General features: G+C 52.1%; 25 protein-coding genes and 2 tRNA genes. 16 read left to right on the top strand and 11 right to left on the bottom strand.

Annotated elements, in window-relative coordinates:
• The first annotated feature begins 3 nt into the window (after positions 1-3).
• Positions 4-765: a class I SAM-dependent DNA methyltransferase gene (locus WFJ73_RS09620; protein WP_336772809.1), complete on the top strand. Its 762-nt coding sequence runs from the start codon at positions 4-6 to the stop codon at positions 763-765.
• 122 nt (positions 766-887) lie between these two features.
• Here WFJ73_RS09620 and WFJ73_RS09615 read toward each other — a convergent pair whose 3' ends face one another.
• Entirely contained in the window at positions 888-1526 is a 639-nt protein-coding gene (locus tag WFJ73_RS09615) for a thymidine kinase (RefSeq protein ID WP_336772808.1), read from the bottom strand.
• A gap of 150 nt (positions 1527-1676) precedes the next feature.
• Positions 1677-1898, bottom strand: a complete 222-nt coding sequence (locus tag WFJ73_RS09610) for a hypothetical protein (protein WP_336772807.1) — start codon at positions 1896-1898, stop codon at positions 1677-1679.
• Positions 1899-2216: 318 nt separating this feature from the next.
• Between WFJ73_RS09610 and nrdI the strand changes: the two genes are divergently transcribed.
• The 7 genes from nrdI (at position 2217) to WFJ73_RS09575 (ending at position 8610) form a co-directional block, all read left to right on the top strand.
• Positions 2217-2630, top strand: a complete 414-nt coding sequence (nrdI, locus tag WFJ73_RS09605; protein ID WP_336772806.1) for a class Ib ribonucleoside-diphosphate reductase assembly flavoprotein NrdI — start codon at positions 2217-2219, stop codon at positions 2628-2630.
• On the top strand, positions 2563-4647 hold the full coding sequence (nrdE, locus tag WFJ73_RS09600) for a class 1b ribonucleoside-diphosphate reductase subunit alpha (protein WP_317982081.1): 2085 nt from the start codon (positions 2563-2565) through the stop codon (positions 4645-4647). The genes nrdI and nrdE overlap by 68 nt, the downstream gene beginning before the upstream one ends.
• A 70-nt stretch (positions 4648-4717) precedes the next feature.
• Positions 4718-5674: a class 1b ribonucleoside-diphosphate reductase subunit beta gene (gene nrdF, locus WFJ73_RS09595; protein WP_336772805.1), complete on the top strand. Its 957-nt coding sequence runs from the start codon at positions 4718-4720 to the stop codon at positions 5672-5674.
• A gap of 158 nt (positions 5675-5832) precedes the next feature.
• Positions 5833-6288 carry a GyrI-like domain-containing protein gene (locus tag WFJ73_RS09590; RefSeq protein WP_336772804.1) on the top strand — a complete coding sequence of 152 codons (456 nt, stop codon included), beginning with the start codon at positions 5833-5835 and terminating at the stop codon, positions 6286-6288.
• Between the two features lie 146 nt (positions 6289-6434).
• Complete coding sequence (locus tag WFJ73_RS09585; RefSeq protein WP_336772803.1) at positions 6435-7232, top strand: PhzF family phenazine biosynthesis protein; 798 nt, start codon at positions 6435-6437, stop codon at positions 7230-7232.
• Between the two features lie 32 nt (positions 7233-7264).
• The gene (locus tag WFJ73_RS09580) at positions 7265-7948 is read left to right on the top strand and encodes a YjjG family noncanonical pyrimidine nucleotidase (RefSeq protein WP_336772802.1); all 684 of its coding nucleotides are present in this window, start codon (positions 7265-7267) and stop codon (positions 7946-7948) included.
• Complete coding sequence (locus WFJ73_RS09575) at positions 7945-8610, top strand: HAD family hydrolase (protein ID WP_336772801.1); 666 nt, start codon at positions 7945-7947, stop codon at positions 8608-8610. The genes WFJ73_RS09580 and WFJ73_RS09575 overlap by 4 nt, the downstream gene beginning before the upstream one ends.
• A 136-nt stretch (positions 8611-8746) precedes the next feature.
• Here WFJ73_RS09575 and WFJ73_RS09570 read toward each other — a convergent pair whose 3' ends face one another.
• On the bottom strand, positions 8747-9928 hold the full coding sequence (locus WFJ73_RS09570; RefSeq protein WP_336772800.1) for a GGDEF domain-containing protein: 1182 nt from the start codon (positions 9926-9928) through the stop codon (positions 8747-8749).
• Between the two features lie 376 nt (positions 9929-10304).
• Between WFJ73_RS09570 and WFJ73_RS09565 the strand changes: the two genes are divergently transcribed.
• The 3 genes from WFJ73_RS09565 to WFJ73_RS09555 are packed head-to-tail and all read left to right on the top strand — an operon-like array spanning position 10305 to position 15924.
• Positions 10305-11435 carry a glycosyltransferase family 4 protein gene (locus tag WFJ73_RS09565; RefSeq protein WP_336772799.1) on the top strand — a complete coding sequence of 377 codons (1131 nt, stop codon included), beginning with the start codon at positions 10305-10307 and terminating at the stop codon, positions 11433-11435.
• A 2-nt stretch (positions 11436-11437) separates the two neighbouring features.
• Complete coding sequence (locus tag WFJ73_RS09560) at positions 11438-12706, top strand: metallophosphoesterase family protein (protein ID WP_336772798.1); 1269 nt, start codon at positions 11438-11440, stop codon at positions 12704-12706.
• Positions 12703-15924, top strand: a complete 3222-nt coding sequence (locus WFJ73_RS09555; RefSeq protein WP_336772797.1) for an AAA family ATPase — start codon at positions 12703-12705, stop codon at positions 15922-15924. The genes WFJ73_RS09560 and WFJ73_RS09555 overlap by 4 nt, the downstream gene beginning before the upstream one ends.
• Here the strand turns inward: WFJ73_RS09555 and WFJ73_RS09550 are convergent.
• Positions 15889-16926, bottom strand: coding sequence for a YkvI family membrane protein (locus tag WFJ73_RS09550; RefSeq protein ID WP_336772796.1), 1038 nt, complete (start codon positions 16924-16926; stop codon positions 15889-15891). The two genes, WFJ73_RS09555 and WFJ73_RS09550, sit on opposite strands and share 36 nt — an antisense overlap.
• A gap of 89 nt (positions 16927-17015) precedes the next feature.
• Entirely contained in the window at positions 17016-17720 is a 705-nt protein-coding gene (locus WFJ73_RS09545) for a hypothetical protein (protein ID WP_336772795.1), read from the bottom strand.
• A 210-nt stretch (positions 17721-17930) separates the two neighbouring features.
• On the opposite strand from WFJ73_RS09545, the gene WFJ73_RS09540 reads away from it, so the two are divergent.
• From WFJ73_RS09540 to WFJ73_RS09530, 3 genes are read left to right on the top strand one after another with little or no spacing between them, the layout of a single operon-like run.
• On the top strand, positions 17931-18500 hold the full coding sequence (locus tag WFJ73_RS09540; RefSeq protein ID WP_336772794.1) for a xanthine phosphoribosyltransferase: 570 nt from the start codon (positions 17931-17933) through the stop codon (positions 18498-18500).
• Between the two features lie 40 nt (positions 18501-18540).
• Entirely contained in the window at positions 18541-18855 is a 315-nt protein-coding gene (locus tag WFJ73_RS09535; protein WP_336772793.1) for a hypothetical protein, read from the top strand.
• A 20-nt stretch (positions 18856-18875) separates the two neighbouring features.
• Complete coding sequence (locus WFJ73_RS09530) at positions 18876-19088, top strand: hypothetical protein (protein ID WP_336772792.1); 213 nt, start codon at positions 18876-18878, stop codon at positions 19086-19088.
• A gap of 129 nt (positions 19089-19217) precedes the next feature.
• Here WFJ73_RS09530 and WFJ73_RS09525 read toward each other — a convergent pair.
• Together WFJ73_RS09525 and WFJ73_RS09520 are read right to left on the bottom strand one after the other, a co-directional pair.
• Positions 19218-19304: transfer RNA gene (locus WFJ73_RS09525), tRNA-Leu, on the bottom strand.
• 122 nt (positions 19305-19426) lie between these two features.
• Positions 19427-19513: transfer RNA gene (locus WFJ73_RS09520), tRNA-Leu, on the bottom strand.
• 125 nt (positions 19514-19638) lie between these two features.
• Between WFJ73_RS09520 and WFJ73_RS09515 the strand changes: the two genes are divergently transcribed.
• On the top strand, positions 19639-20466 hold the full coding sequence (locus WFJ73_RS09515) for a divergent polysaccharide deacetylase family protein (protein WP_336772791.1): 828 nt from the start codon (positions 19639-19641) through the stop codon (positions 20464-20466).
• Here WFJ73_RS09515 and WFJ73_RS09510 read toward each other — a convergent pair.
• A complete protein-coding gene (locus tag WFJ73_RS09510; protein WP_442955939.1) occupies positions 20431-21135 on the bottom strand; it encodes an N-acetylmuramoyl-L-alanine amidase family protein in 705 nt (234 codons plus the stop codon). The genes WFJ73_RS09515 and WFJ73_RS09510 overlap by 36 nt on opposite strands.
• Positions 21136-21291: 156 nt before the next feature.
• Between WFJ73_RS09510 and WFJ73_RS09505 the strand changes: the two genes are divergently transcribed.
• A complete protein-coding gene (locus tag WFJ73_RS09505; RefSeq protein WP_336772789.1) occupies positions 21292-21480 on the top strand; it encodes a YqzE family protein in 189 nt (62 codons plus the stop codon).
• Here the strand turns inward: WFJ73_RS09505 and WFJ73_RS09500 are convergent.
• The 3 genes from WFJ73_RS09500 to WFJ73_RS09490 all read right to left on the bottom strand — a co-directional run bounded on the left by WFJ73_RS09500 (position 21477) and on the right by WFJ73_RS09490 (position 25218).
• Positions 21477-22367: a hypothetical protein gene (locus WFJ73_RS09500; RefSeq protein ID WP_336772788.1), complete on the bottom strand. Its 891-nt coding sequence runs from the start codon at positions 22365-22367 to the stop codon at positions 21477-21479. The genes WFJ73_RS09505 and WFJ73_RS09500 overlap by 4 nt on opposite strands.
• A gap of 152 nt (positions 22368-22519) precedes the next feature.
• Positions 22520-23452, bottom strand: a complete 933-nt coding sequence (locus tag WFJ73_RS09495; protein ID WP_336772787.1) for a YqhG family protein — start codon at positions 23450-23452, stop codon at positions 22520-22522.
• Positions 23449-25218 (bottom strand): DEAD/DEAH box helicase, encoded by a 1770-nt coding sequence (locus tag WFJ73_RS09490; protein WP_336773091.1) that lies wholly within the window; start codon positions 25216-25218, stop codon positions 23449-23451. The genes WFJ73_RS09495 and WFJ73_RS09490 overlap by 4 nt, the downstream gene beginning before the upstream one ends.
• Between the last annotated feature and the right edge of the window lie 214 nt (positions 25219-25432).

The following is a 25432-nucleotide window of genomic DNA, read 5'->3' as shown; positions in this document are numbered from 1 at the left end:
GGCATGGATGCATACGGTCAATTTGCATCGGTCTACGACAGGCTGATGCAGGACATGCCTTATGAAGACTGGCTGCAATTCGCCCATGACAGCTGGGAGCGTTACGGTATGCCGGGGACGGTCGCGGATCTGGGCTGCGGAACCGGCAGCATTGCGATTCCTCTGGCCTTATCCGGGCTGGAGGTATACGGTATTGATCTGTCTGCCGATATGCTGACCGTTGCCCGCAGTAAATGGGATGAAGCTTCCTCGCATATGGCCCGCGCACGTGGGAACGTAACCTGGCTGGAGCAGGATATGCGGGACTGGACGCTTGCAGAGCCTGTCGATACGGTGATATCGTTCTGCGACTGCGTGAACTATCTGACCGAGGAAGAGGATGTGGAGGCAGCCTTTAAGGCGGCTTACGATAATTTGCGCGAGGGCGGACTGTTCTTGTTCGACGTCCATGATCCGAAGGTGTTCCTTCGTTACGCGGAGGAGCAGCCTTTTGTGCTGGACGAGGACGAGGTTGCTTATATATGGACTTGCGAGCTCGACGAATCCCGTCTGCAGATCGAGCATCATCTGACCATATTCGCCGAGGAGAAGAGCGGGAAGTTCGAGCGTTTCGAAGAAATGCACGAACAGCGGGCGTATGGCCGCGGCTGGATGGAAGCAGCCTTGAAGCGCGCGGGCTTCCGTACGGTTGACTGCTATGCGGACTTTGAACTCGAGCCGGCGGGAGACCGCTCGGAGCGGTTGTTCTTTGCAGCCGTGAAATGATGAGGTTGAACTCTCCATGCAAACAGGGTTGTCTTCCGTCACTTCGAGTGACGGGAGACAACCCTGTTATTTTTCATCCGCGTTATGTCCCTGCAGCTTCTTTCTAAGGAGAGCGCAGCTGGTTATGCGTGAGACGCTGTAATCTTGTCTGTAAGCTCTTCCGTTGTGTCGCCCGTCACTTTGTGCGGTGGGACGAAGCAGGAGCGGCAGCGCGGCTCGTAGCTCTCCGTATCGCCAATCAGGAAGACCGGCCCAAGCTTGGCCGGTTTGCCGTTGACGATACGTTGGGTGAAGGTCGCATTGGCATCGCCGCATACGGCGCAAAATGACGTCAGCTTCACAATTTCGTCGGCAATCGCCAGCAAGCCGCCAATATAACCGAATTCTTTGCCCCGGTAGTCCATATTCAGACCGTCTACGATAATGTGTTTCCCTTGGTAAGCCAGCTCTTCTACCAGGGCGATGATAGGCTTCCCAAAAAAGGACGCTTCATCAAACGCCACAACATCGGCATCTTTCGACTCGAGCAAAATTTGTTCTACCGTTGATGCAGGGAGCGCGCGCGGCACGCTTGCCGCGGGAAGGCGGTAGCCGATCCGGCTGACGATCTCTTCCTTGCTGAACCGGTCATCCTCGGCCGGCTTGTAAGCCCGTACCTGCTTGCGGCCGTATTTCATAAGTTTCTGGCAGCGGCGGATGAGCTCCCCGGACTTCTCCGAAAACATCGGTCCGATAATGACCGTAATGAACCCTCTATCCATGACTTATCCCTTACCTTTACTTCAATGGTTGTATTATTTTATCAGAATAAGTCGCAGATGCAATAGGAGTATTCGACATAATTTTTAATCGGCGAACACTAGATATAGATTTTGCTATTCATCTTTGCCGTCCAAATTCCGATCTATTAATTACTCCCTTAACGCGTCTTTCAATCTGCTGTTCATAGAATCCGAGGAAGCCGATCCGCGGGCGGCCGCCAGTCTCAAACGTTTCAATTCCTGCTTCAGACGATCATTCTCCTGGCTCATACCATCTATGTAAGGCAGCAGTTCCGGCACGGAATACCCGGCATCCCGGAATAGCTGGAGCACGGCTTCGCGCAACTGCTCCTGCGTTATTTGCTTGTCCATTCGTACCTCCATATTAGCAATAAAATGTCACTATCCCATCATATCTTCATCTGTTAAAATAGTCGAGTGTCGAAAAAGGCCAAATAAATAATTTCTCCATAATTTGCATTGACGAGACCTATATCTTGATGTAGAATCAAATTCATCAACTACATATTGAGTTGTGTGGTCAGATTTCAACGATTTTGTCAACTAGCGCATTTGACATCTTTGCTGTCAGAAGCGCTTTTATATTGCTGAAATTTCAGTGATAGACGTTGCTGGATCGATGCTTACGAAGCAAGAATTGCCCTGCAATTCTTTTAAGGAGAGAGAAACATGCTGGTAGTCTACGATTCAAGAACAGGCAATGTGAAACGCTTTATCAATAAATTGAATATGAGAGCGGTGCCCATTGGCGAGCTTGATATAGTGGACGAGCCTTACGTGCTGGTTACCTACACGACAGGATTTGGTCAGGTACCGGAGCGCGTCATGAATTTCTTGAACCGCAACAGCAATTATTTGCAAGGGGTATCCGCAAGCGGCAATCGGAATTGGGGAGACGGCTTCGCGAAGAGCGCGGATACGATCTCTAGCCTGTTCGACGTGCCGGTCCTATCGAAGTTTGAATTATCCGGTACGAATCAAGATATGGAATACTTTGTCGAAAGGGTGCGAAATATTGAAACACATCGAGCTGAACAACGAATTGATGCAACGGGGAGCGGACGGCTTCTATCAATTGGATAAAGATAAAGAGGCGGTAGCCGCTTTTATGGAGGAAGTGGAAGCGAAAAGCGTGAAATTCGGTTCCCTCCGCGAGAAGCTGGACTACCTCATCGAGAATGACTTTTACGAGAATGTATATGACAAATATACATATGAGCAGATCGAAGCGGTGTTCACGCTGACCGAGAGCAGCGGCTTCCAGTTCGAATCGTATATGGCGATCTCGAAGTTCTACAAAGATTACGCAATGAAGACTAACGATAAATCGAAGTATCTGGAGCAATATCCCGACCGCGTAGCGATCGTTGCCCTGAACCTCGGCGAAGGCGACGGCGCCAAAGCGCTCCGCATCGCGGAAGCGATGATCGAGCAGCGCCTGCAGCCGGCTACTCCAACGTTCCTGAACGCTGGCAAAAGCCGCCGCGGCGAAATGGTTTCCTGCTTCCTGCTTGAGATGGACGATTCCTTGAACTCTATCAACTACGTTCTTGGTACGTGCATGCAGCTGTCGAAGATCGGCGGCGGCGTAGCGGTTAACCTGTCCAAGCTGCGCGGACGCGGCGAGGCAATCAAAGGCGTGGAAGGCGCCGCAAAAGGCGTAATGCCGGTATTGAAGCTGATGGAGGACGCATTCTCCTACGCGGACCAAATGGGTCAGCGCAAAGGCTCCGGCGCAGGCTACTACAACATTTTCGGCTGGGATATCATCGAATTCCTCGACTGTAAGAAAATTAACGCCGACGAGAAAACACGCATCAAAACGTTGTCGATCGGCTTGATCATACCTAATAAATTCTATGAACTGGCTGCAAAGAACGAAACGCTGTACGTCTTTGGTCCTCATTCCGTTCATAAAGCATACGACAAGCATCTCGACGACATGGATATGGACGTTATGTACGAAGAGCTGCTCGCTAACGATAAAGTTGTGAAAAAAGCGGTCATGAACGCCCGCGACATGATGACAAAGATCGCTTCGATCCAGCTGGAATCCGGCTATCCTTACATCATGAACAAATCGAACGCCAACCGAGTTCACGCCTTGAAGGATATCGGCCAAGTCAAGATGTCCAATCTCTGTACCGAAATTTTCCAAGTGCAAGAGACTTCGACGATCAACGACTACGGCATGGACGATGTCATCCGCCGCGACATCAGCTGCAACCTGGCATCGCTGAACATCGTTAACGTCATGGAACGCAAGAAAATCAAAGAATCCGTCCATGTCGGCATCGAAGCTTTGACTACGGTAAGCGACGTATCCGAGATCGACAACGCTCCGGGCGTACGCAAAGCAAACGAAGAGCTTCATTCCGTTGGCCTTGGCGCAATGAACCTGAACGGCTTCTTTGCGAAGAACAAGATTGCTTACGAAAGCGACGAAGCGAAAGAGTTCGCGAGCGCATTCTTTATGATGATGAACTACTACTCGATCGAGAAGAGCATGGAAATCGCCAAAGAACGCGGCGCAAGCTTCAAGGATTTCGATCGTTCCGAATACGCAAAAGGCACTTATTTCACCCGTTATATCGAAACGGACTTCCGTCCGGCATCGGATAAAGTAAAAGAACTGTTCGAAGGCATGGAAATTCCGTCTCCGCAGGACTGGGCTGAACTGAAAGAGAAAGTGCAAAAATACGGTCTGTACCATGCTTACCGCCTGGCTATCGCGCCAACGCAAAGCATTTCGTACATCCAAAACTCGACTTCGAGCGTTATGCCGATCGTAGAGCATATCGAGACTCGTACTTACGCGAACTCGACGACGTACTATCCGATGCCTTATCTGGCTCAAGATAACTACTTCTACTACAAATCGGCTTACAATATCGATCAATTCAAGCTGATTGACCTGATCTGGGAAATTCAGCAGCACGTGGACCAAGGCATCTCGACCGTCCTTCACGTGAACAGCAACGTAACAACCCGCGAACTGGCGCGCTTCTACATCTATGCCGCTCAGAAGGGGCTCAAATCGCTCTACTATACGAGAACGAAGCGTCTTTCCGTTGAGGAATGCACAAGCTGCGCCGTATAATTCGAACTAATGACAAGGCTGCCGGATGAGGAGAATCGGAAAGCAGTCTTTAACCAAAGGAGCAGGATTGATGAAAGCAGTAAACTGGAACCGTCCGGATGACGATTTTACGCTTACCTTCTGGCAGCAGAACGTGATGCAATTCTGGACAGACGAAGAAATTCCACTTTCCGACGATAAAATGGACTGGATGGAAATGAGCGACACCGAGCGCACCGTATACAAAAACGTGCTGGGCGGACTGACGCTTCTCGATACGATTCAAGGCGGCGTAGGCATGCCGAAAATTCTCGAGCATGTGGACGGCCTGCAGCGCAAAGCGGTACTCGCGTTTATGTCGATGATGGAGCAAATCCATGCGAAGTCGTATTCCAGTATCTTCACGACGCTGGCTTCGACGGAAGAAATCGATGCGATCTTTGGGTGGGTAGAGACAAACGAGCAGCTGCAGAAGAAAGCGACTCTGATCTCTTCCTGGTACCAAGGCATTGAGACTAAACAGCAGCTATACAAAGCGATGGCCGCTTCGGTATTCCTGGAGAGCTACCTGTTCTACAGCGGCTTCTTCTACCCGCTTTACCTTGCTGGTCAAGGCAAAATGACAAGCAGCGGCGAGATTATCGACCTGATCCTCCGCGACGAAAGCATCCACGGCTTGTATGTTGGCGTACTGGCACAAGAGCTGTTTAACGAATTCACGCCGGAAGAGCAAGCTCAGCTGAAAGAAGAAGTGTTCGCCCTTCTGAACACGCTGTATGAGAACGAAGTGGTTTACACGGATAACCTGTACACCCCGATTGGCCTGCAGGAGGACGTCAAAACGTACGTTCGTTACAATGCAAACAAAGCTTTGATGAACCTGGGCTTTGAACCATACTTCCCGGAAGAGCCGGTCAACCCGATCGTCTTCAACGGCATCAGCACGCATACGAAGCAGCATGACTTCTTCTCGAAAAAAGGCAACGGTTATGTGCGTACCGTTCATATCGAGCAATTGCGCGACGAGGACTTCGTCTTTAATATGTAAGATCATTCACAGCCGGCTTCCGAAGCCGGCTTTTTTGTTTGCGGACGTCCGGAAAAAACAATTAAAGCACTATCCTAAAAATGGTAATTCATGTTACACTATTGGCGAATTATCAGCTCATCCCAGCGTTGACTTACAATTTTATAGGAGGAATTCGCTTGGACAACTGCTCCATCATAATGAAGCCTGCTATTCATTTGGCCGGGATCAGCTATTGCGGTCCGTATTCCGCATTTCCGGATGAGGCGATCCGGCTGCAGAGCGAGTTTTTATCCCGCAAGCATGAATTAAATACCGTATCCAAATCACCTGTTCTGTACAGCCCGTATTTCGGCAATGAAGTATTTGCATCCTATTGGGCCTGTTATGAGGTGTATCATATGGAGGAGCTTCCAAAGGGCATGGTCCAGTTCACGATTCCGGAACACCGCTATGCCATGGTTGCAACCTCTAACAAACGGATTGGCGAAGCCTATGAGCAGCTGTTTGCCTGGATGAATGAGCGAAAGCTGAACAAACATGACAGCGCGCTTGCGATCGAAGTATTTTACATTAACGAACGCCAATGGGAAGAGGAAGAAGTAGAGCTTCTAATTCCGCTAAGAGATGAATAATTAGATTACAACCTGCCTCTATTCGCGGCTGCTCCTCTTCGAGACGCGGCGATAGAGGTTTTTTATATCTGCCGGCACTTCTTCCGAGGAAGGATGCAGTCGTTTACGGTTGTCGTTTATAATAAGGATAACAGGGAGGGCGGAAGATGAAACCGATTTATGTGGTGGATGCTTTTACAAGCGAGCCATTCCGAGGGAATCCGGCAGCGGTGTGCCTATGCGAGAAGCCGGAGGATGAACGGTGGATGCAGCAAGTGGCGGCGGAAATGAACTTGCCCGAGACGGCCTTTCTGGTTCCGATTGATGACGGCTATGACCTGCGTTGGTTTACTCCGGAGACGGAAGTTGACCTTGGCGGGCATGCCACGTTGGCAGCCGCTTTTATGTTGTGGCACACGGGGAGAATTCGCTTCGATCAGATGGCCCGGTTTGTAACGAAAAGCGGAGTGCTAACCGTAGCCTACGATGCCATTGAAGGCTGGATGACGATGGACTATCCGGAAGAGACGCCGAAGCCGGTGAATGCGCCGGAAGCCCTTATCCAAGGTCTGGGGCTAATTCCGCGTTATACGGCAAAGAACCGCCAGGATTATGTAGTTGAGGTGGATAGCGAACAAACCGTGCGCAGTCTAAGGCCCGATCAACAGCAGCTTGCAGCGGCAGGCGGAAGAGGGATCATTGTAACGGCAAAGGCAGCTGCCGGTGCGCCCTATGATTATATAGCGCGCGTCTTTTTCCCGAATGCGGGTATAGTGGAGGATTCGGTTACGGGCTTAGCCCACTGCGCGCTTGCGCCGCATTGGGCCAGGAGGTTCCGCAAACAGGAGCTGACGGGTTATCAGGCTTCGAAGCGGGGTGGCATCGTGAAGGTGGCCGTGAACGGCAGCCGCGTTCTGTTGGCCGGCCAAGCAAGGATGATTTTGCAAGGGACACTGGAAGCTTAAGACTATAGAACAGCAAGGAGAGTTTGACTGCAATGAACTACGACGTGATATTATTTGATGCTGACGATACGCTATTCGACTACAAGAAAGCAGAGGACTTCGCTCTGACAAGCGTGTTCGAAGAATTTGGGGTTCAATCGCCGGATACCGACTATGTAGCCCTCTACCGGACCATCAATCAGGAGCTGTGGAACGATTTCGAAAAAGGGGCGATCTCGCTTGCGGAGCTCCGCGTAGAACGCTTCAGCCGGCTATTCACCGGAACGGGCCTTACGATTGGAGCCGAGGAGTTCAGCAACCGCTATCTCGGTTACCTTGGAGCGGGCGCATACCTGATCGACGGAGCTGTGGAGCTTGTGGAAGAGCTCCGTTCCAAAGTAAGACTGGCGATTATTACGAACGGAATCCGGGAAGTGCAGCTGTCGCGTTTTTCCAAGGCTGGCGTGGATCACTATTTCGAGCATATTATCGTGTCGGAAGATACGGGCTATCAGAAGCCTCATATCGGCATCTTCGATTATACGTTTAATAAGCTTGGCATTACCGATCCGGCCAGAGTGCTTATCGTTGGTGATTCGCTGACCTCCGATATTCAAGGCGGGTTGAACAGCGGCATTGATACTTGCTGGTATAATCCGCATAACAAGCCGAATGAGACGCCTGTTAAGCCGAAATTCGAAATCAAACAATTATCCGAGGTGCTGACTCTTCTATGACTAAGACGTATTCATCGATTTTATTCGACCTGGACGGGACGTTAACGGATCCCAAGCTGGGCATTACTAGCGCTATTCAATATTCCCTGAGCAAATTCGGCATTCAAATCGATAATTTGGACGTGCTTGATCCCTTTATCGGACCGCCGCTTGCCGGCTCATTTAAGGAGTTTTACGGCTTTACGGACGAGATGTGCACGGAGGCGATCAAATACTACCGGGAGTACTTTGCGGAACGAGGCATGTACGAGAACAAGCGGTACGAAGGCATTAAAGAAGTGCTTGCTGCCTTGAAGGAGCAGGGAGCTTCTTTATATGTCGCAACTTCGAAGCCTACCTTCTTCGCGGAAAAAATCATTGCTTACTTTGAGCTAAGCGAATTTTTCGAGTTTATCGGCGGCAGCAACCTGGATAATACCCGCGTTGATAAAGGCGAAGTGATCGAGCATGTGCTTCTCTCCTGCGGTCTGTCCGCGGAAGATGCTGTAATGATTGGCGACCGCAAGCATGATATTATCGGGGCTAAGCGCCATAGCCTGGACTCGGTTGGCGTTGGCTATGGTTACGGCAGCGAAGAAGAGCTGAAGCTGGCTGAGCCGACGTATTTGGCAGGTACGGTGGATGAGTTAGGGCAGTTGCTTGTGGGATTGGTAAGAAAGTAATAGTCGCTAAACGAGATGATGTCTGCTCTCCGGTGAGGGAGCGGGCATTTTTTTGTTGGGAGGAATGTGAGGTGCCGGCGTATAAAATAAGGTCTAGACTAGGGTAATTCGAAGTTGCCCTGATCTAGACCCTCTTTTATGAAGTAGAAAGTGCTTTTTTCTTGCTGGAAGGCATGGCGTTAAATAAGGTCACCTTGTTCTTGCCGGTTGTTTTGGAATGGTACATGGCTTCATCCGCCAGCTTGATGAGCTGGACGACATCCTTACCGTCTTTGGAAGTGCTGACGCCAACACTAACCGTTACGATGGTCTCTTTCTCTACGCGGCTGCGGATTGACTCGGCAACACGGTCAGGCTTTACCCGGTCGGTCGAGATGCAGGCAAGCAGCTCCTCGCCGCCGTACCGGCCTGCAGCGCCAATGCCCGCCGATTCCTCCTTCATAATCTCCGCGACCTGCTTCAGCACGCCGTCGGCCTTATGATGACCTTGCGTATCATTCAGTTTCTTGAAATTGTCGATGTCGCAGAAGATGACGGCGAGACCTTTTTGCCTCCGCAAAATCTGTTCGGCCTTGGATGTGAAGTGCCTCCGGTTGTACAGGCCCGTCAAGCCATCCGTAATCGAAGATTGATAAGTCATCATCAGACGTTCAATGACCCACTCGAATAGCAGAAGGAACAGCTGCATGAAGTAGACAATCGGAAGGAAATAACTGAGCAGCACCAGCCAGTCCACAGAACCGTGAAAGACGTAGCCGTCAGCAATTCTAGACAGGTCGAGAATAAAATAAGTAATAAGGCTCGCCGAAAATTTGCCGTTCATCTCGGCGCCTTTGGTGCCAAGGAGGATCATAAAGGTTACTATTAAAGAATAGAAATCGAGTCCAAGGAGACGGTATTGCCCTCCCGGCAGCAAAGCGTCTTCCGAAGGATCCATAAACATGGACTGCACCGCGGCAATAACAAAGGTTAAGACGATCAGCAGAACAAAAGGCATAACTTTTATTTGCGCGCCGCGATGAGTATATAATTTCATGTATACAAAGTTTATAATGATGAAAGAGACGATCTGCAAAATCATTGAAACGATATGCAGCCATGGCGGAAGCTTCTGCCCCGGATACGCTAGCATGGCCAGTATGGTGTTTTGTACCATAAACAGCGGGATCGTTAGGGTAAGATACCGGTAGATGCGTTTGTTCCGATAGCTGGTATACAACCGGGTTGACATGAAAAGCATGAGTATAAGGATGATAATCACACAAGCGGAAGAAATAAGTTGGCCGTTGGGCCCGGTTAGCCAGGTTAAGATTGTCATAATTATGTATCACCATATCCTATGGAGTGTTGCTTTACAGAAACATATGTTCTAATATATCATGATTTACGTGATGGTAAAAGCATGACCCAAGAACGAATCTGTTAATAAAGCATTCTATCTAATAATTAAGATATCGGATTTTGACAGGGTAAAATTAAAGCTTGCATGCTAATTATGAAGCAATTGCTTACGATGTGACCATTTTTTAAGCAAATGCTTACGAAGCAAAGAATTGCTTCACAATTCTAAGATGATGCTTACGAGGTAAAAATTATCACAAGTGGTCGAAATAGCGACCCCTTGTGTGACAATTTTTAAGCAAATGCTTACGAAGCAAAGAATTGCTTCACAATTCTTTTTAGGAGGAAGGACATTGAATATACTACAGGCTTTGTTTTTTCCGCCGGAACAACCGGGCGGCGTGTCCTCCATGGTGCCCTATATTCAAGAGCGTTTTTTGAAACTAGGCTGGCAAATGGAATTATTCTCGCTTCCGAAGCGGGTAAGAGGAAAAGGACAAGAAGAAATCGTATTTGAGACCTTCGACGTGACGCCGTTTCTCGGTGATCCTATCGTAGATAAATATTTGCAGACCATGCGGGACTACATTTGGTGGACGCGCTTAAGGTTGAAGCGTTCCTATGACATTATACACGCGCATCACCCGATTGCGGCGCTTGTCATGAAGCAGCTGTTCCCGGATACGCCGGTCATGATGACGATTCACTCCTCCTTCGAACGGGAGCTTGTCCTGAACGGTAAAATCGAGGAAAACAGTATAGCTCACCGCTTCCTGACTTCCATCTATGGCGAGTTGGAAGCCAAGCTGGACCGTCTGCTGACGGTATCGGATTCTTTCCGGACTTATCTATCTCCTTATATGAAGGATACTTCCGCTATTAAGGTTATTCCTAACGGCTTCGATGAGAAGCGGTTCAAGCCGATTGCCCACGAGAACGCCGTTCCGCAGTTCATCACGGTATGCCGCCTGGTACCTGCGAAAGGTCTGGATATTCTGCTGCACGCCTGCGCGGAGTTGAAGCATCGCGGTCATCCTTTTGTCCTGCATATTATCGGGGACGGTCCGATTCGGGAAGAGCTGGAACAGCTGGCGGTCGAGCTGGATTTATACGACGATATTATCTTTTACGGCTATATGCTTCATCCGGAAGAGTTCATGCCGTTCTTTGACGTCTTTGTTCTGCCGTCGCGCGCGGAAGCTTTTGGCTCCGTGTTTGCCGAGGCGGCCTTATGCTGGCTTGCCTTGGTCGGAACCAATGTCGGCGGTATCGCCGAGCAGATCGAAGACGGCGTAAACGGCCTGCTGGTACCGCCGGAAGATGCGCCTGCCCTTGCGGATGCGCTTGAGAAGCTGGTAACGGATCCTACCTACAGGTACAATCTTGCGCGTACAGGCTGGGATAAAGCGAAAAAGGTCTATTCGCTTCAGCGGGTCATCTCTCAGATGAAGAAAGTTTACTTATCGTTGAAACCGGAGGAATAATCGTGACGGTTCCTTTTCGTTTTATACACGCGGCAGACCTGCATCTGGATAGTCCGTTCCGCGGCATGAGCAAGGTGCCGGATGCGCTGAAGGAGAAGCTTCCGGCTTCGACCTTCGGCGCCTTGCGGCGGTTAACGGATGCGGCCATTCAGGAACAGGTTGATTTTATCGTCATCTCCGGTGACTTGTATGATGAAGCGGACCGCTCGCTAAAAGCGCAGTTTCTTCTATTAAAAGAGTGGGAGCGGCTGCGGCATTACGGGATATCCGTTTTTGTCATACACGGCAATCATGATCCGCTGAATAGCTCTAGGGCGGAGTTGAAGCTGCCGTCCAACGTAACGCAATTTGGCGCAAATGGCATGGAATATCGGCCGGCTTACTGCAGAAACGGTGAGCTGGCTGCTTTTGTTTACGGAATGTCCTACGGGAAACGGCATGTGACGGAAAATTTGGCCGCCCGTTATTCGCCGGTTGAAGGGGCGCCTTTTCATATCGCTATGCTTCATGGCAACGTAAACGGAGATTCATCCCATGATCCATATGCGCCGTGCTCGCTTGATGAGCTAACCGGCAAAGGTTTTGATTATTGGGCACTTGGCCATATACATACAAGAAAAGTACTGCATGAATACCCGCATGTCGTGTATTCGGGCAATATACAAGGCCGCAATCCGCGGGAGACCGGACCGAAGGGCTGTTATCTGGTAGAAGTCTCGGCTTCACGGGTTGTCGAGCTGACCTTTATTCCGCTAGACGATATTCGCTGGCTGGATGCGAGGCCCTCGATTAACGATCTGCATACGGAGCAGGAGCTGCTTCAGCGCTTGGAAGAACAAGTGGAGCAGCTTGCCGACCAGGGCGACGGACGGCCCGTTATGGTTCGTCTAACGCTGGAAGGGCAAGGTCCGCTGCATCATAAGCTAACGGAAACGATTACCGTACGGACCTTGTTGGAGCAGCTGCAGCAAGGCTCGCAGCATGCATGGGTCTATGCGCTTGAGGTCAATACGCATGCGGGGCTGCGCTTGACAGAGCTTGAGGACGAGAACAGCTTTGCCGGCGAGCTATTCAGGCTGACGCAGCGGTTAGAGCAGGATTCGGAAGCTTGGAGACAAGAAGCGGCAGCCGCCGTTGCGCCGCTCTCCGGTCATGCCAAGCTGGGAAGGCTGCTGCGGGGGCGCTGGGACGAGTTGCCCGAGCATTGGCTGGAGCAGGCTAGGGAGCATGTGCTCGGATTGCTGACCGCGGAAGGGAGGAAGGACGAATGAAGCTGCTGGAAGTCCGGATTGACGGCTTTGGCCAGCTGCAAGGGTTACACTGCAAGCTGGACGGTCCTTCCGTAGTTTTATACGGCATGAACGAAGCCGGAAAGAGTACGTTGTTCGGATTTATCCGGACGATTCTATTCGGTTTTGCAAGACGGAATCAGCCGGCGGAACGGCAAGAACCCGTTAATGGGGGCAATCACGGAGGGCAGCTGGTATTTCAGGATGCGGAAGGCCATACCTTTATAGCGGAGCGCTATGCGCACGTAAACGGAGGACGTCTGAAGCTTAGGCGAATCGGCCTTACTGAGCATGACCTTCCATCCGAAGAGGAGAGCTGGCCTGCCCAGGAGGAATGGGAGCAGCGGTTTCTCGGAGGGACCAACGAACAGCTGTTTCGCGAGCTGTATGCCATCACCTTAACGGAGCTGCAGCAGGTTGGAGCGTTATCGCATGAGGAGCTAGGCCGGTATTTGTACCATGCCGGATGGGAGAATGGCAAGGCTATTGCGGCCGCTGAGAAAAAGCTGCAGCTCGAAATGGAGCAGCTGTTCAAGCCGCGTGGGGCTAATCAGCAGGTCAACAAGCAGCTGAAGACGCTGGAGAAAACCGAGCAGGAGCTTCGGGTGCAGGTTGATGCGATTCAGGCCTACAATGGGCTGCAGCAAGAGCTTGAACGGCTTAGCCGGGAGCTGGAACAGCTTGAGGAGGAGCAGCCGCATCGGCAGTCTGCTCTTCAATTGGCAGGGAAAGCCCATGCAATAAGACCGTTATGGCTCAGGCAGCTAGAGCTTGGCCGAGAGCGGGAAGGGATTGCGGGTGCCCAGCGGATTACGGCGGAAGCGGAGCATAGCTGGAATGAGCTGCGGAAAGAGCAGAGAAGCCGTGCGCAAGAGCAAGAACTGTTAGAGCAGGAGCAGCAGCTGGTCGCGCAAAAGCGCCAGGCCCTTCAGATAGACGAAGAGCTGCTAGCCCGAAAAGAGGAAGCTGAGGCTTTGCTGCTCGAGAGCGAACGGATGCAGCTTTTGAGAGAGGAAAGAATTACGCTCACGGCCGAGCTGCAATCGGACGCAGAAGCTTTAACCCGGCTGCTGGGCCGCATTGCCCCGAATTGGGGAGAGCAAGAGCTGCTGAACCTGCAGTTAACCGTAGCCGACCGGGAATATGTACGCGGGCAGAGACAGCTTGAAGCGGAAGCCGGACGAAGCTTGGAAAGGCTAAACGCTGATCTGCAGGCTGTTATCCAGCAGGAGAGGGAGGCCGCGCAGCAGCTTGCCGAGGCGGAAACCGAGCTTGCGCGCGCGGAAGCAGCGGCCGGCGGCCACAGCGTATTGGGCAGCGCCCCGTTCCTGCCTCGGACGAGCGACGCTATGCGCGCAGCATGGAACAGCTGCGACGCCGCGCTGCGCGAGTGGGAGCTGGAGCGGCTGCAGGCAACAGCCGCCCAGGAGGAGGCGGGCCAAGGCAGCTCTGGCGGCCCGCTATGGATTGGCGCGGCGCTGGCAGGCGGCGCCGCTGTTGCCCTTGGCGCCGCTTCGCTTAGCGGCGGCGCTTTCCCTGGCGCAGCCGGCGCTGCCGCTGCGCTAGGCGCGCTCGCGCTGGCGCTGGCGGCGCTAGCCGCGGCCCGCGGGCGCAGCTCGGCCGCTAGGCGCAGGCCTCGGCGCACTCGCGGCCCCGCGCCGGCGCCCGCGCGCGAGCAGCGCGTCCGCGCAGCGCTCGCGGCGCTCGTCAGCGCGCCCGCGGAAGCCGCCGCGGCGCTGCTGGCGGAGCCGCCGCACGCGGCCGGCGCGGCCCGCGAGCAGCTGCGCGCCGCTGCCGAGGCGCGCGCCACCGCGCTGCAGCGCAGCGAGCAGCTCGGCGCCGGCCGCCTCGAGCTGGCTCGCCGGCACGCGCGGCTTCGCGCTGCCGCCGGCGAGCGCCGCGAGGCTGCCGCCGCCGCGGCGGAAGAGCGTGCAGCCGCCGCCCGGCAATGGCGCGGCTGGCTGGAAGCGATAGCGCTGCCGGACATGTCGCCGGATGCAGCGCTTGAAATATTCGAGCTCGCCGAGCAAGCTTTGCACCGGCTCCAGCAGCGGGACCGCCGCGCAGCAAAGCTCGCCGCGGCCAGCACCCAGCTCGCCGCGTTTGAAATCCGCGCGGCAGAGCTTTGCGCCGCCTTCCCGGACGCGGCGCAGCGCCTTTCTGCGGAGCCCGCGCTGGCCTTGCGGCTCCTGCAGGCGGAGCTGCGCCGGCAGGCAGCGGCGCAGGAAGAAGCCGCCCGGCTGGATGAGCGGATTCAAGCTCTGCGATTAGCCTTAACGGCAGTCCATAACAAGCAGCTGCAGCTCAGCTCTTCGATCCGGCATCTTACGGAAACTGCCGGCTTCAATAACGAAGCCGAGTTTGCCGCCGTTCTCGTTCACCGGAACCGATTGGAAGCCATCGATAACGAGCGGAACAAGCTGCGGATCGAGATCGAAGCAGGCATGTCGGAGGAACGGTTAAACGAGCTGGAGCTGCTGCTCACCAGCCATGACGGAGATGAGCTGAAGCAGCGTTACGAGCGGCTTCAACTGGAAGCCGAGCAAATGGAAAGGAACAGGGGAGATCTGCTGGATAAGCGGGGAAGACTTCGCCAGCAGCTGGAGCATTTGCTGCAGGAGGAGAAGCGCCGGGAGCTGCTGGCCGTCAAGGAAATGACGCTTGCCCAGATTGCCGGGGATGCCGAGCGTTATGCCGTGTTAGCTGTCAGCGCCTCCCTCATTCGGACAACGAAACGAATATACGAGGAAGAGCGGCAGCCTGCCTTGCTGAAGCTGGCAAGCGAATTTGTACGCCGGCTTACGGAAGGGCGATATATCCGGGTGATGACGACCCCGGACCAGCCTTCGATCCGTCTCGAGACGTCGGATAACCGGTTGGTCGATTCCGTTCTGTTAAGCCGCGGCACGGCCGAGCTGGTCTATCTGGCTATGCGGCTTGCGCTTGCCGTAGAACGAACAGCAGCAGCGGGCATGCCGCTGCTGCTGGATGATTTGTTTGTTAACTTCGACCGCCAGCGCCTGCACGCCGTTGCCCAATTGCTTGGCGAATTGTCGTTTTCGCGCCAATTGATTCTGTTTACCTGCCATGAGCATATTCGGGCCGCCCTGCAGAATGGCATCCCTCATGCCGCGCAAATCGAGCTGCCCGGCAGAAGCCGCCCGTTAGTGAGCCATCTTTCGTCGGATGACCAGGTATAGCCAGCCTAAGCTGATAAGGCCGAAAATCGGATAAAGCGTCGACAGCAGCGGGCCAAAGCCGATTTGGCTCGCAAAATAGCAGAAGGCGAGAATGCCCAAAGTTATGAACGGACGGGACCATTTCAGCCGTTCCTGGAGCTGGAGAGTCAGACCGTAAATGTCGGCAATAAGCGTCGTAAAGATCTCGGCGAATATGAGGAAAATATAAATATACTGCACGATATGGCCAAGCTGCTTGGCGATGCCTCCCATCGGGATGGCAAACTGCTGGATGCCGGGCATATGAACGGATAACGCAATATGTCCGGCGAGCAGCATAATGCCGATTCCGATTCCGCCAATCCATGAGCCCAGTACAATGGTTTTACGGTCTTTAACCTCCGAGCCAAGCGGGACAAGCACGGCTTGCGCCATCGACAGGTTAAAGGCGGTATACAGGAATGGGGAAGCCCATGCCGCCCATACCGAATGGTCCGTCGCAATCGTCATGAACCTATCGGCTTCGGGCGTTTGGAACGTATCCAGCATAATTAACGCGGTGAAGAGCAGCATAACCGGCACTACGATCGCATTAACCGTCAGAATCGCTTTCATGCCTTTGCGAAGCAGGAAGTAACAAGCGGCTATGGTAATGAGTAATCCCGACTGATAAGAGACATTCCAATTCTCGTAAAAGATGGTGCCCGCACCGGCAAGCATCACAGCCGTTACGCCGAGCAGGACAACCAGCATGAAATGGCTGATCCATTTCCCGTACTTATCGCCAAACAACGCAATGTTCAGATCCTCGTAGGACTTCGCCCCGATTTCGCTGGCAATCAGCATCATCTTGCCGCCTAGCCATATAAAGAGCGCCGTCGCGACAGCGATCGTCAGTGTACCCCAATAGCCGAAGCGGGTGAAAAACTGCAAGATCTCTTGTCCAGTCGCAAAACCGGCGCCTACAATCGTGCCAATATAAGTGGATGCGATTTGAAGAGCCTTACCCGTACGCTTTACCATGGCATGTCCTCCCGAAAATAACCTTCTATATAAGAAGGTATGTCCAAAGAGGGACGGGCATGACAGCAACTTCCGGATAAGCGGTCCGGTTAAGCTCCGGCTAACAATTTGATCGAAACGATTTTGTTATGATCCGGATCCAGATCAAATTTGAGCAGCGAGTCTTTTCCTTGATAAGTAATGATGTAGCTGTTCTGGGAAGTTGGTTTTCCAAGCGCTTTAAGCACGGTTTCCGTTTTGTCCTCGACGTGAACGCCGCTAAGTCCGGTTGCAATCGACTTATCGTATACCTCTATGTACTGGATCGCTTTGTCTTCGTTGATCCCTATGGCAAACCCTTTGTATTCGTGTACCTCTATCGTCTCCGAGTCGTCCTTCAGGCTGTATACATCATTTGCTTTGCCATAGCGCTCGGATACTTTCGTGTTGGAATCGCCAATCTGAAGACCGAGCATGACCGGATGGGAGGCATCCCATTGCTGCTGTTTGCTTGCCGTGCCGGTGCCGGACGGCGATGTGCTTTTGCCGGAGGATTCCGCGCTCGTATCTCCGCCGGATGCATTTGCGCCGCTTGCTTCAGGCTCTTTGCCGTATCTCCCGCTGTCCTGCCCTTGAGAGTAGGTTTTCTGCGGACTGTCGCCCGTTGGATAAGTGTCCGACGAATGGTCGGCCGGCTGCAGACTTAATGGAGTGTCCGTGTTCATCGTGTTCGAACAGCCTGTTGTCGCTATAAGGGAAAGGGCCATTACGGCCGTCCATTTTACTGCATGGTATGTTCTCTTAGACTTGTTCATGCGAATGCGCTCCTTTTGGGTCGCTTTTTGTCCTGAAATCTTATCATTATTTACGTCCATATCTGGAAGAAGTTGCTTTGCATTATATATCTCTTCTATATAAAATGATTCCTCTCCTGCTTCGATAAAAAATTTGAAAGAGCCGGGTTGCGTTGTTTGCCTATCCTATGGTAAGTTATCGAAAAGAGATTTTGGTGGAGGGAAATGACGATGGATATTTTAAAAGAACGAATTTTAGAGCAAGCATCGGTACTTTCAAGCGATGTGTTGCGGCTGGATTCCATACTTAACCACCAGGTCGATCCTGCTCTTACGATGGAAATGGGACATGAATTCGCAAAACGGTTTGCTGACGAGAAAATTACGAAAGTTGTTACGATTGAATCCTCTGGTATTCCCGTTGCTTATGCTACGGCGTACGTACTAGGCGTACCGCTTGTATTTGCACGTCGCAAGAAAACTTTAATCGCGGATCCGGATGCTTATTCGGAGCGTGTCCCGTCCTTTACAAAAGGGATGGTGACCGATATTATGGTGTCGAAGCAGTTTTTGTCGGCTGAGGATAAAGTGCTCTTCATCGACGATATTATTGCAAACGGCGATGCGGCCCGCGGGCTGATCAAGATTATCGAGAGATCCGGCGCAAAGCTGGCAGGCATGGGGATTGTTCTCGAGAAATCCTTCCAGGCCGGTTCAAGAACGCTTCGCGAGCAAGGTGTGCGGGTAGAGTCGCTAGTAAATGTTACTTCTTTGAAAAACGGGCAAATTCAGTTCGACTAAGTTATAATGAGGGTGAAGGAACCGAGGGGAGGCAGCGGCAATGATAACTTCTGAATTTTTGACTGCGAAACTGGGTGACGCGAAAATTCACTTCGAACGCGCGCTAGATTGCAAACATACGGAATTTGATGATTTGTATCCTTATATGATTGAGCATCCGCAATTTTTCTGGTACAAGCGTTATGTTGCATGGTCGGAGCTTCTTACGATTGTGAAGCTTTGCGATGAGCTCGGCGAGGAATGGAAAGGTCAATTCACGGAACGTCAGGCAGAATATATCGCAAAACGTGTCATGTCTTCAAGAGTGCTCGATGAATGGTATGAAACCAATGATTCCAAGGAGCATGTCGGTTAGTCCGCACGGAGGGATTAGCGGTGATTAGTGAAGAGCAGTTGGATCAATTTCGCCAAAGCGGCGAGAAGATTCGCGTCGTTCGGGACGAGATGGAAGTAAACGACGTGATTGGAATCGTTGTAGCTTGGGATGACACATCGGTTGTCATCCGTCGTCATAACAGACGGGTCGTCAAGCTGAGCCGCAATTACCGCTTTGAGCTTGCCTCAAGCGAACGCGGTTCTGCTGAGTAGCATAAGTAGAGCATCCAGCAGGAAACTCTGTTACACAGGGTTTCCTGCTTTTTTTTGCGTGGTGAGGTACACAAAAAAGGCTTTGGTTGTCTATCGCTAGACTAACCAAAGCCTTTGACTGTTTATGTATGGTGCGGTCGAGAGGACTCGAACCTCCACGGCTGTTACACCACTAGAACCTGAATCTAGCGCGTCTGCCAATTCCGCCACGACCGCAAATGTTGTTGCCAACGAAAGATATCATAACATTATCTGATGAGAAGAGTCAAGCAATTTGTTGAGAACAAGTTAAGACAAAAGAAAAAGGCTCCAGCTCATGCGCTGGAACCCTTTATGTATGGTGCGGTCGAGAGGACTCGAACCTCCACGGCTGTTACACCACTAGAACCTGAATCTAGCGCGTCTGCCAATTCCGCCACGACCGCATGCCTTATTACGTCCCTTATGGTAGCATGTACGGGTTTCATTCGTCAACCCATTCAATAAAGTTGCAAAATTCAGCATATTTTTCCTCGGTTGGACAAACAATGAAGGGGATAAAAGGGAAAGGGTGTATGACGTGAACAAACGGAAAAGATCAGCTGTCACTTGGATCATTGCACTTGCGTTATTCATGCCGGCCGGTGCTGGACAAGCGATGGCCGCAGAGGAAGAACAAGCGAAGTCCGCAAGACAGTTCGCAATTGTAATCGATGATTTCGGCAACGGAATGAACGGCACGGAAGAGATGCTGAAGCTGCCCGTTAAATTTACGGTAGCGATTATGCCATTTATGCCAACCACCAAACAGGACGCCGAAGAAGCTCATCGCCTTGGACACGATGTCATTGTTCATATGCCGATGGAGCCTAATAAAGGGCAAAAAAATTGGCTGGGTCCAGGAGCGATTACCGCTGATCTCAGCGATGCCGAGATTAAGAAGCGGGTAGAGGATGCCATTGATAACGTTCCGTATGCGGTAGGCATGAACAATCATATGGGCTCCAAAATTACTGCTGATGAACGGATTATGCGCATCGTACTTTCGGTCTGCAAGGAACGGGGATTATTTTTCCTCGACAGCCGTACGACCTTCAAAACGGTTGTACCCAAAGTAACGGAGGAGCTTGGCGTGCCGGCACTAGCAAACAACGTATTCCTTGATGATGTCTATACGGAGCAGCATGTGTCGAAACAAATGACGATCGCTAAGAAGCATTTGGAATCCCATGATACTTGCATCGTTATCGGCCATGTTGGACCTCCGGGCAAAAAAACGGCAGCCGTCCTCAAAGCATCCATTCCGGCGATGCAATCAGACGGCCAGGTTCAATTCGTCAAGCTGTCGGATCTAATTCCTTCGTTATCGGGTGATCCATTTATACTGCCGAATCCCTGAGGCGATTGCCGAGGCAACGCGGAGCTGCTCGCGAGGGTCGGTGAGCATCATGCGGTCGCCTTCATGACTGATAAAGCCCATCTCGACAATGACGGCAGGCTGATCGACCTTGCGCAGTAAATAGAAAGGCTTGCCTTCTCTAGGGTAAAAAGCGGTTTGTTGTTGTCTGTTCAGCGTATCCTGTATGCAAAAAGCAAGAAGCGCGCTTTCCCCTGTAGACTGGTGCAGAACAAGCGGGCCATGCTTGGATCTGTCCTTGGTCCAGTTCACGTGAAGGCTAACCAGCATCGTTGTTTCGATCTCATCGGTTAACTGGCGCCGTTGCGACAAATCGCGCTTGTGACGGGATCTGCTCACATGCCACCGGTTCTCTTCGCTAAGCGCATAATCACCGGTACGATTCAGTACGGCCGGAATGCCTTGGCTATTAAGCAGCAGGTACAGCTTTTGGGCGATGGCCAGATTTATATCCTTTTCCAAGGTATTCCCGGCCGTTGCGCCTCCGTCAATCCCGCCGTGTCCGGCATCGATCAACACGATAGCCGAAGGCATTGTCCAGCCGTCTTCGGGAGCATGCGCAATTTGCTGTTTGTTTTCCGGAACGGCAGCTGACAACAACTGGGGCGCAAGACTAAGCAAGCCGATAAGCACAAAAACGGTAACCCGCATGACAAACAATTTGAATTCCTCCTTCAATATGCCAAGACTTGCGTGCAAAGCAGCTATCGATAGCGTGGCTTATTGAAGGAAAACTCATGCATGTTTACGATCTGGACAATCCGGGCAAACTTCTAGTAACAAATAAACCGAAGAGGTGATCGAACAGTGGCAAATGGACATGATCTGATTAAATATATGACCGTGGAATTTGTGAACTACATCGAGACGCCGAGGGATGAACGAAAAGCGGCCAAAGCGACAGCCAAGGCCGCAAGGGAGCATTGGCTGTCGCGCTGGTTCGGATATGGCGGGGCAAGCGTATTACAATGGTGGAAAGGCCGTACGGAACGTTAGCGATAGAAGTGACCGAGCTCGGCTAGAAGCTTGAGGGGAATGTACCTTGTGCTGCTGCCGAGCTCATCTGTTTCCAGAGCGGCATAGACATTGCCGTCACCCCAGCTGTGATACCCGGTTACCGACCACACATAGAGCATCTCTTTATTAAAACGTTCTACGGTAAAACGGAGAGGCGTTTTGGAGCTTAACGCTTTTAGCACGATGCTGGTATCCTCGGCGGATGCCGTTATAGGTTTTTCGGTCAGCCACGGCATTTCGCTATATGGATCGAAAGAACGGCTTTTCACGGCTCTTTTGATCAAGGTGTTGCCTTGCAGGGCGTAACGTGCGGCAAGCCCTTTCTCTTCCTTGGCTGTTTTCTCCAACGTTGATTTTTGCAGGGGCAGCCATTCACCGCTCATTCCGTCCAAATATGTATTTTCCGCTGAACCGTTCACGTCCCAGACGGCCAGTAACGGATGGATATATAAAGCTTGGTTCGTATTAGGCAAGGAGGAGAGAAGCTCCAGCTGCGCAAGGGATTGATGCAGCGTTGACTGGTCAAACAAGTATTCCCCCGTTCCGTATTCCCCAAGCGCAAACCCGCCATTTTCCTTGGCTTGTATAACCAGGTAGCCGGCCGGTTGACCTTTATCCTTCACAATCGCTATCCAGCTATGCGTGCCGGGTCCAAGAGGCGACACGGTAAATTCGGCATGACTCCACGCTTTGAACTCCGGTAATTTCCCAAGCTCGTCCATCCAGCCTCGTACGGTGGATTGAAGCTCCGTTTCCTGCTGAGCCGTTACGGACGAGTTTGATTCCGCCTGAAGGCTTTGAGCCGTGACAAGGAATGTTGACACCACCAATGCGGCTATAACCGTTTGTCGAATCCACTTTTTCACCCTGGCACATCCTTTCTTTCTTTTGCATCTGTTTCTGACATGGTCTCATTATATTGGACAAGCCCGCAGAAGGCTGTTGGAACCTGTCGCGGGCCTACGTCAATCGGATGTTCTATTTTTGGCGTATTGCTGCGAATGCCGTCTGATTGTCTCTATTCAATGCCTTCCAAGTGGAAAATACCGCAGTTAATGGCGGAAGCCGTCACCCGCGGCTCATACTGCCATTTGATCTCGGTCTGGCGTTGGTTGAATTGCTCCTCGATGGCTTCCTTGGCATCCTCCTCGGCGTGCTTGATCATCGGATCATAATAATGCCGGATCCTATCGAGTTCTTCCTCCAGCCTTGCAGCAGCATCGGAAGCCCAGGTGTAGTCGTAATTTCTGAGCTTGCGTTCAAGCGAAGTCTCGATGACGCCTAATGCCTTGGCGTGGGACAGGCCATTGCGGGTTAAATGGATATTCGATGGCAGCCGCGGCGTAAGCTTCATATTTTTAAGGCGGTCATAGAAGTTCTCAATCACGAGTCCCGTTGCGAGAGAGACGCCGTAGCTGTGAATTTCCTCGCGTTTCCTGTCGCAGGCGAATTCGACACGCATATTGACCCCGAGCCATGCGGTGTAGGGTGTCGATTGGAACGGAGTACTGGACCTCCGTTCCGGCTCCTGGAACAGGTTCACGTAGCTGCCGGAGTTTTTGGCTGCGCCGAACAGCTGCTCCAGCTTGCGGGAGCCGAAATAGAGATCTTCCCTTGGGGTACGGATACCGCTGGCCATATTGTTGTTCACGAATCCGAACGAGCGGTTTAACGCCGCATCCACGGCGGTTGTTGCGGGACCCGGTGTTGGAGGAGGAGCAGCAAGCTCCTCCTCGTATTTCTCCTTGTCCGTTACGAACAAGTAAGTCATCGTCTCCGGATCGGAGCCCGTGCGGTCAACAAAGCTCCAGTAGAAGGGACGGTTCGTAAGTTCACGGTCGGCAGCGGGGGAGAGCTTAACCGTGAAATGAGCAGGCGACTTCTCCAATATCGAGCATTGGGTGGCTTCAAGAAACCGTTGTACGTATTTGTGGACCTGCTTCGAATTCACGGTCTCACCTCGACTTTCTGCCCTAGTTCGGTCATTTGTGCCAGGATGGTTGGTCCTTGCGGCGTCTCCGGCGATTCATTTTCATCACGAAGCTTGGAAAGGGTGGAGCCCAGATGACTCAGCCTTTGCTCCAGATGAACGGCGTCTCCTTCGGACTCGAGCAGCATTCGCGCCAGCTGCTGTTCGATGGAGCCGGCATCCGATTCGAACCGTTCGAGAATATGATCGAGCTCCCCGATGACAAGCTCGAACAGATTGATTTTTTCATGCAGCAGGTTCACGATATGCTCTTCGATGGTGCCGAGCGTACACAGATTATAGATCTTGACGTCTTCCTTCTGTCCAAGCCGGTGAACGCGGCCGATCCGCTGCTCCACGCGCATGGGATTCCAAGGGAGATCGAAGTTAATCATATTGTGGCAGAACTGCAGATTGATTCCTTCGCCGCCGGCTTCGGTTGCGATAAGCACTTGGGCGCGGCCGCGGAACAGATCCATCATCCAGTCCTTTTTCCCGCGGTTCATGCCGCCCCGGTAAGGCACGGCCAAAATGTCATGCGAACGGAAGAACTGCAGCAGATACTCCTGCGACGCCCTGTACTCGGTGAAGATGATGACTTTATCGTTAATCTGCCGGATGAGCTCCATTACTTTTTCAGCCTTGGTATTGGCTTTGATCTGCTTGATAAATTCGACCAGCTCCCAGATTTTCGGACGGATAGGGGAATCCTCAGCCGTTTTTTTGAACAGATTAACAAGCGTAATAAATACGGCGTCCCGGCTGCTGCAAACCTCGCGCTGCAGCGTAACAAGCGGAAGCATACTCATCATATCGACGCCGTCTTCCTTGTAACGGTCCCGAACGAATGCCGTCACCGCGTCATAGAGAGCCTTCTCTTCGGGAGACAGCTCCAGCGGGATATTTTTCACGACTCGCTTGGTGAACGATATTCCGCCGTCTCCGCGCCGGTTGCGGATCATGACGGTGGAGAGAGCATCCTGCAGCTGATCTTCGTTTTTCGGCAGACGCTTGTCGACAACGAAGTTGGCTGCGAACTCGCTTTGACCGCCTAACTGGCCGGGCTTAAGCAGCGTAATAAGGTTATATAACTCATCTAGATCGTTCTGAATCGGGGTAGCCGTCAGAAGAAGGCAATATTTTTTGCTGAGCTGGAGCGCAAATTGGTAGTTTGTCGTCTTTTTGTTCTTGAGCTTATGCGCTTCATCAATAATGATCATATCGTAATCCTGACCCAGAATAATCTCGCGGTGCGGATCACGCTTGGCCGTATCTATAGAAGCAACCACAACGTCGTATTGCCAGGTATGCTCCTTCTTCTGCGCGACGGCCGAGATGCCAAACTTCGAATTCAGCTCTCTCACCCATTGCAAGACGAGGGAAGCGGGAACAAGAATAAGAGCCTTTCGGACGAGTCCGCGGACCATGTATTCTTTGATGACGAGTCCGGCTTCAATCGTTTTGCCAAGTCCGACTTCATCGGCGAGAATAGCGCGGCCGCCCATCTCGTGAACAACCTTGCGTGCCGTGTCCACCTGATGCGGCATCGGCTCGAAGGAGGGGAGCGTCCGCAAGCACTGCAGCTGTTCGAAGCTGTCGACCCGCTTGGCCTGCTCGGCTTCCATCGTCAGCTGATAGAGCGTCCAATCGTCCCATGGACCATTCTTGGCGACCCGGTTCTGAAGCTCATCGAACCAGGTGCGGTCACATTGCAGGTCTACAAGCGGATGAAGCTTGCGCCGGACCATATTAGCTTCCGTAGAGGCGGGATTCAATTTCGCCTGATCATTCATAGTAAAGGTCACGATAGGCAGCTCCTTTTGCGAATAGAGATAGTTGTCACTAGTATGGCCTTTTTCATCAAATCTTAGTAAATAAGCAGTAAAATTAGCGATAAGACAAGCATTAGAAAGAGAATAGCCAATGTAAGCGGAGAAAAGCGGCGAAATAGGTAAAAACAGC

The sequence above is a fragment of the Paenibacillus sp. MMO-58 genome, from assembly GCF_037146255.1.
Classification (GTDB): Bacteria; Bacillota; Bacilli; order Paenibacillales; family Paenibacillaceae; genus Pristimantibacillus.
The sequence above is the reverse complement of the archived record's forward strand: the minus strand, read 5'-3'. Positions and strand labels throughout refer to the sequence as shown.

What these genes read in the sequence shown, in the direction of transcription:
- WFJ73_RS09580 (WP_336772802.1), top strand. Translation starts at nt 7,265, where the DNA reads ATGAACTACGACGTGATATTATTTGATGCTGACGATACGCTATTCGAC.
- nrdI (WP_336772806.1), top strand. Translation starts at nt 2,217, where the DNA reads ATGCTGGTAGTCTACGATTCAAGAACAGGCAATGTGAAACGCTTTATC.
- WFJ73_RS09540 (WP_336772794.1), top strand. Translation starts at nt 17,931, where the DNA reads ATGGATATTTTAAAAGAACGAATTTTAGAGCAAGCATCGGTACTTTCA.
- WFJ73_RS09545 (WP_336772795.1), bottom strand. Translation starts at nt 17,720, where the DNA reads ATGAACAAGTCTAAGAGAACATACCATGCAGTAAAATGGACGGCCGTA.
- WFJ73_RS09550 (WP_336772796.1), bottom strand. Translation starts at nt 16,926, where the DNA reads ATGGTAAAGCGTACGGGTAAGGCTCTTCAAATCGCATCCACTTATATT.
- WFJ73_RS09535 (WP_336772793.1), top strand. Translation starts at nt 18,541, where the DNA reads ATGATAACTTCTGAATTTTTGACTGCGAAACTGGGTGACGCGAAAATT.
- WFJ73_RS09585 (WP_336772803.1), top strand. Translation starts at nt 6,435, where the DNA reads ATGAAACCGATTTATGTGGTGGATGCTTTTACAAGCGAGCCATTCCGA.
- nrdF (WP_336772805.1), top strand. Translation starts at nt 4,718, where the DNA reads ATGAAAGCAGTAAACTGGAACCGTCCGGATGACGATTTTACGCTTACC.
- WFJ73_RS09555 (WP_336772797.1), top strand. Translation starts at nt 12,703, where the DNA reads ATGAAGCTGCTGGAAGTCCGGATTGACGGCTTTGGCCAGCTGCAAGGG.
- WFJ73_RS09610 (WP_336772807.1), bottom strand. Translation starts at nt 1,898, where the DNA reads ATGGACAAGCAAATAACGCAGGAGCAGTTGCGCGAAGCCGTGCTCCAG.
- WFJ73_RS09490 (WP_336773091.1), bottom strand. Translation starts at nt 25,218, where the DNA reads ATGGTCCGGCGCAAGCTTCATCCGCTTGTAGACCTGCAATGTGACCGC.
- WFJ73_RS09575 (WP_336772801.1), top strand. Translation starts at nt 7,945, where the DNA reads ATGACTAAGACGTATTCATCGATTTTATTCGACCTGGACGGGACGTTA.
- WFJ73_RS09620 (WP_336772809.1), top strand. Translation starts at nt 4, where the DNA reads ATGGATGCATACGGTCAATTTGCATCGGTCTACGACAGGCTGATGCAG.
- WFJ73_RS09615 (WP_336772808.1), bottom strand. Translation starts at nt 1,526, where the DNA reads ATGGATAGAGGGTTCATTACGGTCATTATCGGACCGATGTTTTCGGAG.
- WFJ73_RS09510 (WP_442955939.1), bottom strand. Translation starts at nt 21,135, where the DNA reads ATGCGGGTTACCGTTTTTGTGCTTATCGGCTTGCTTAGTCTTGCGCCC.
- WFJ73_RS09570 (WP_336772800.1), bottom strand. Translation starts at nt 9,928, where the DNA reads ATGACAATCTTAACCTGGCTAACCGGGCCCAACGGCCAACTTATTTCT.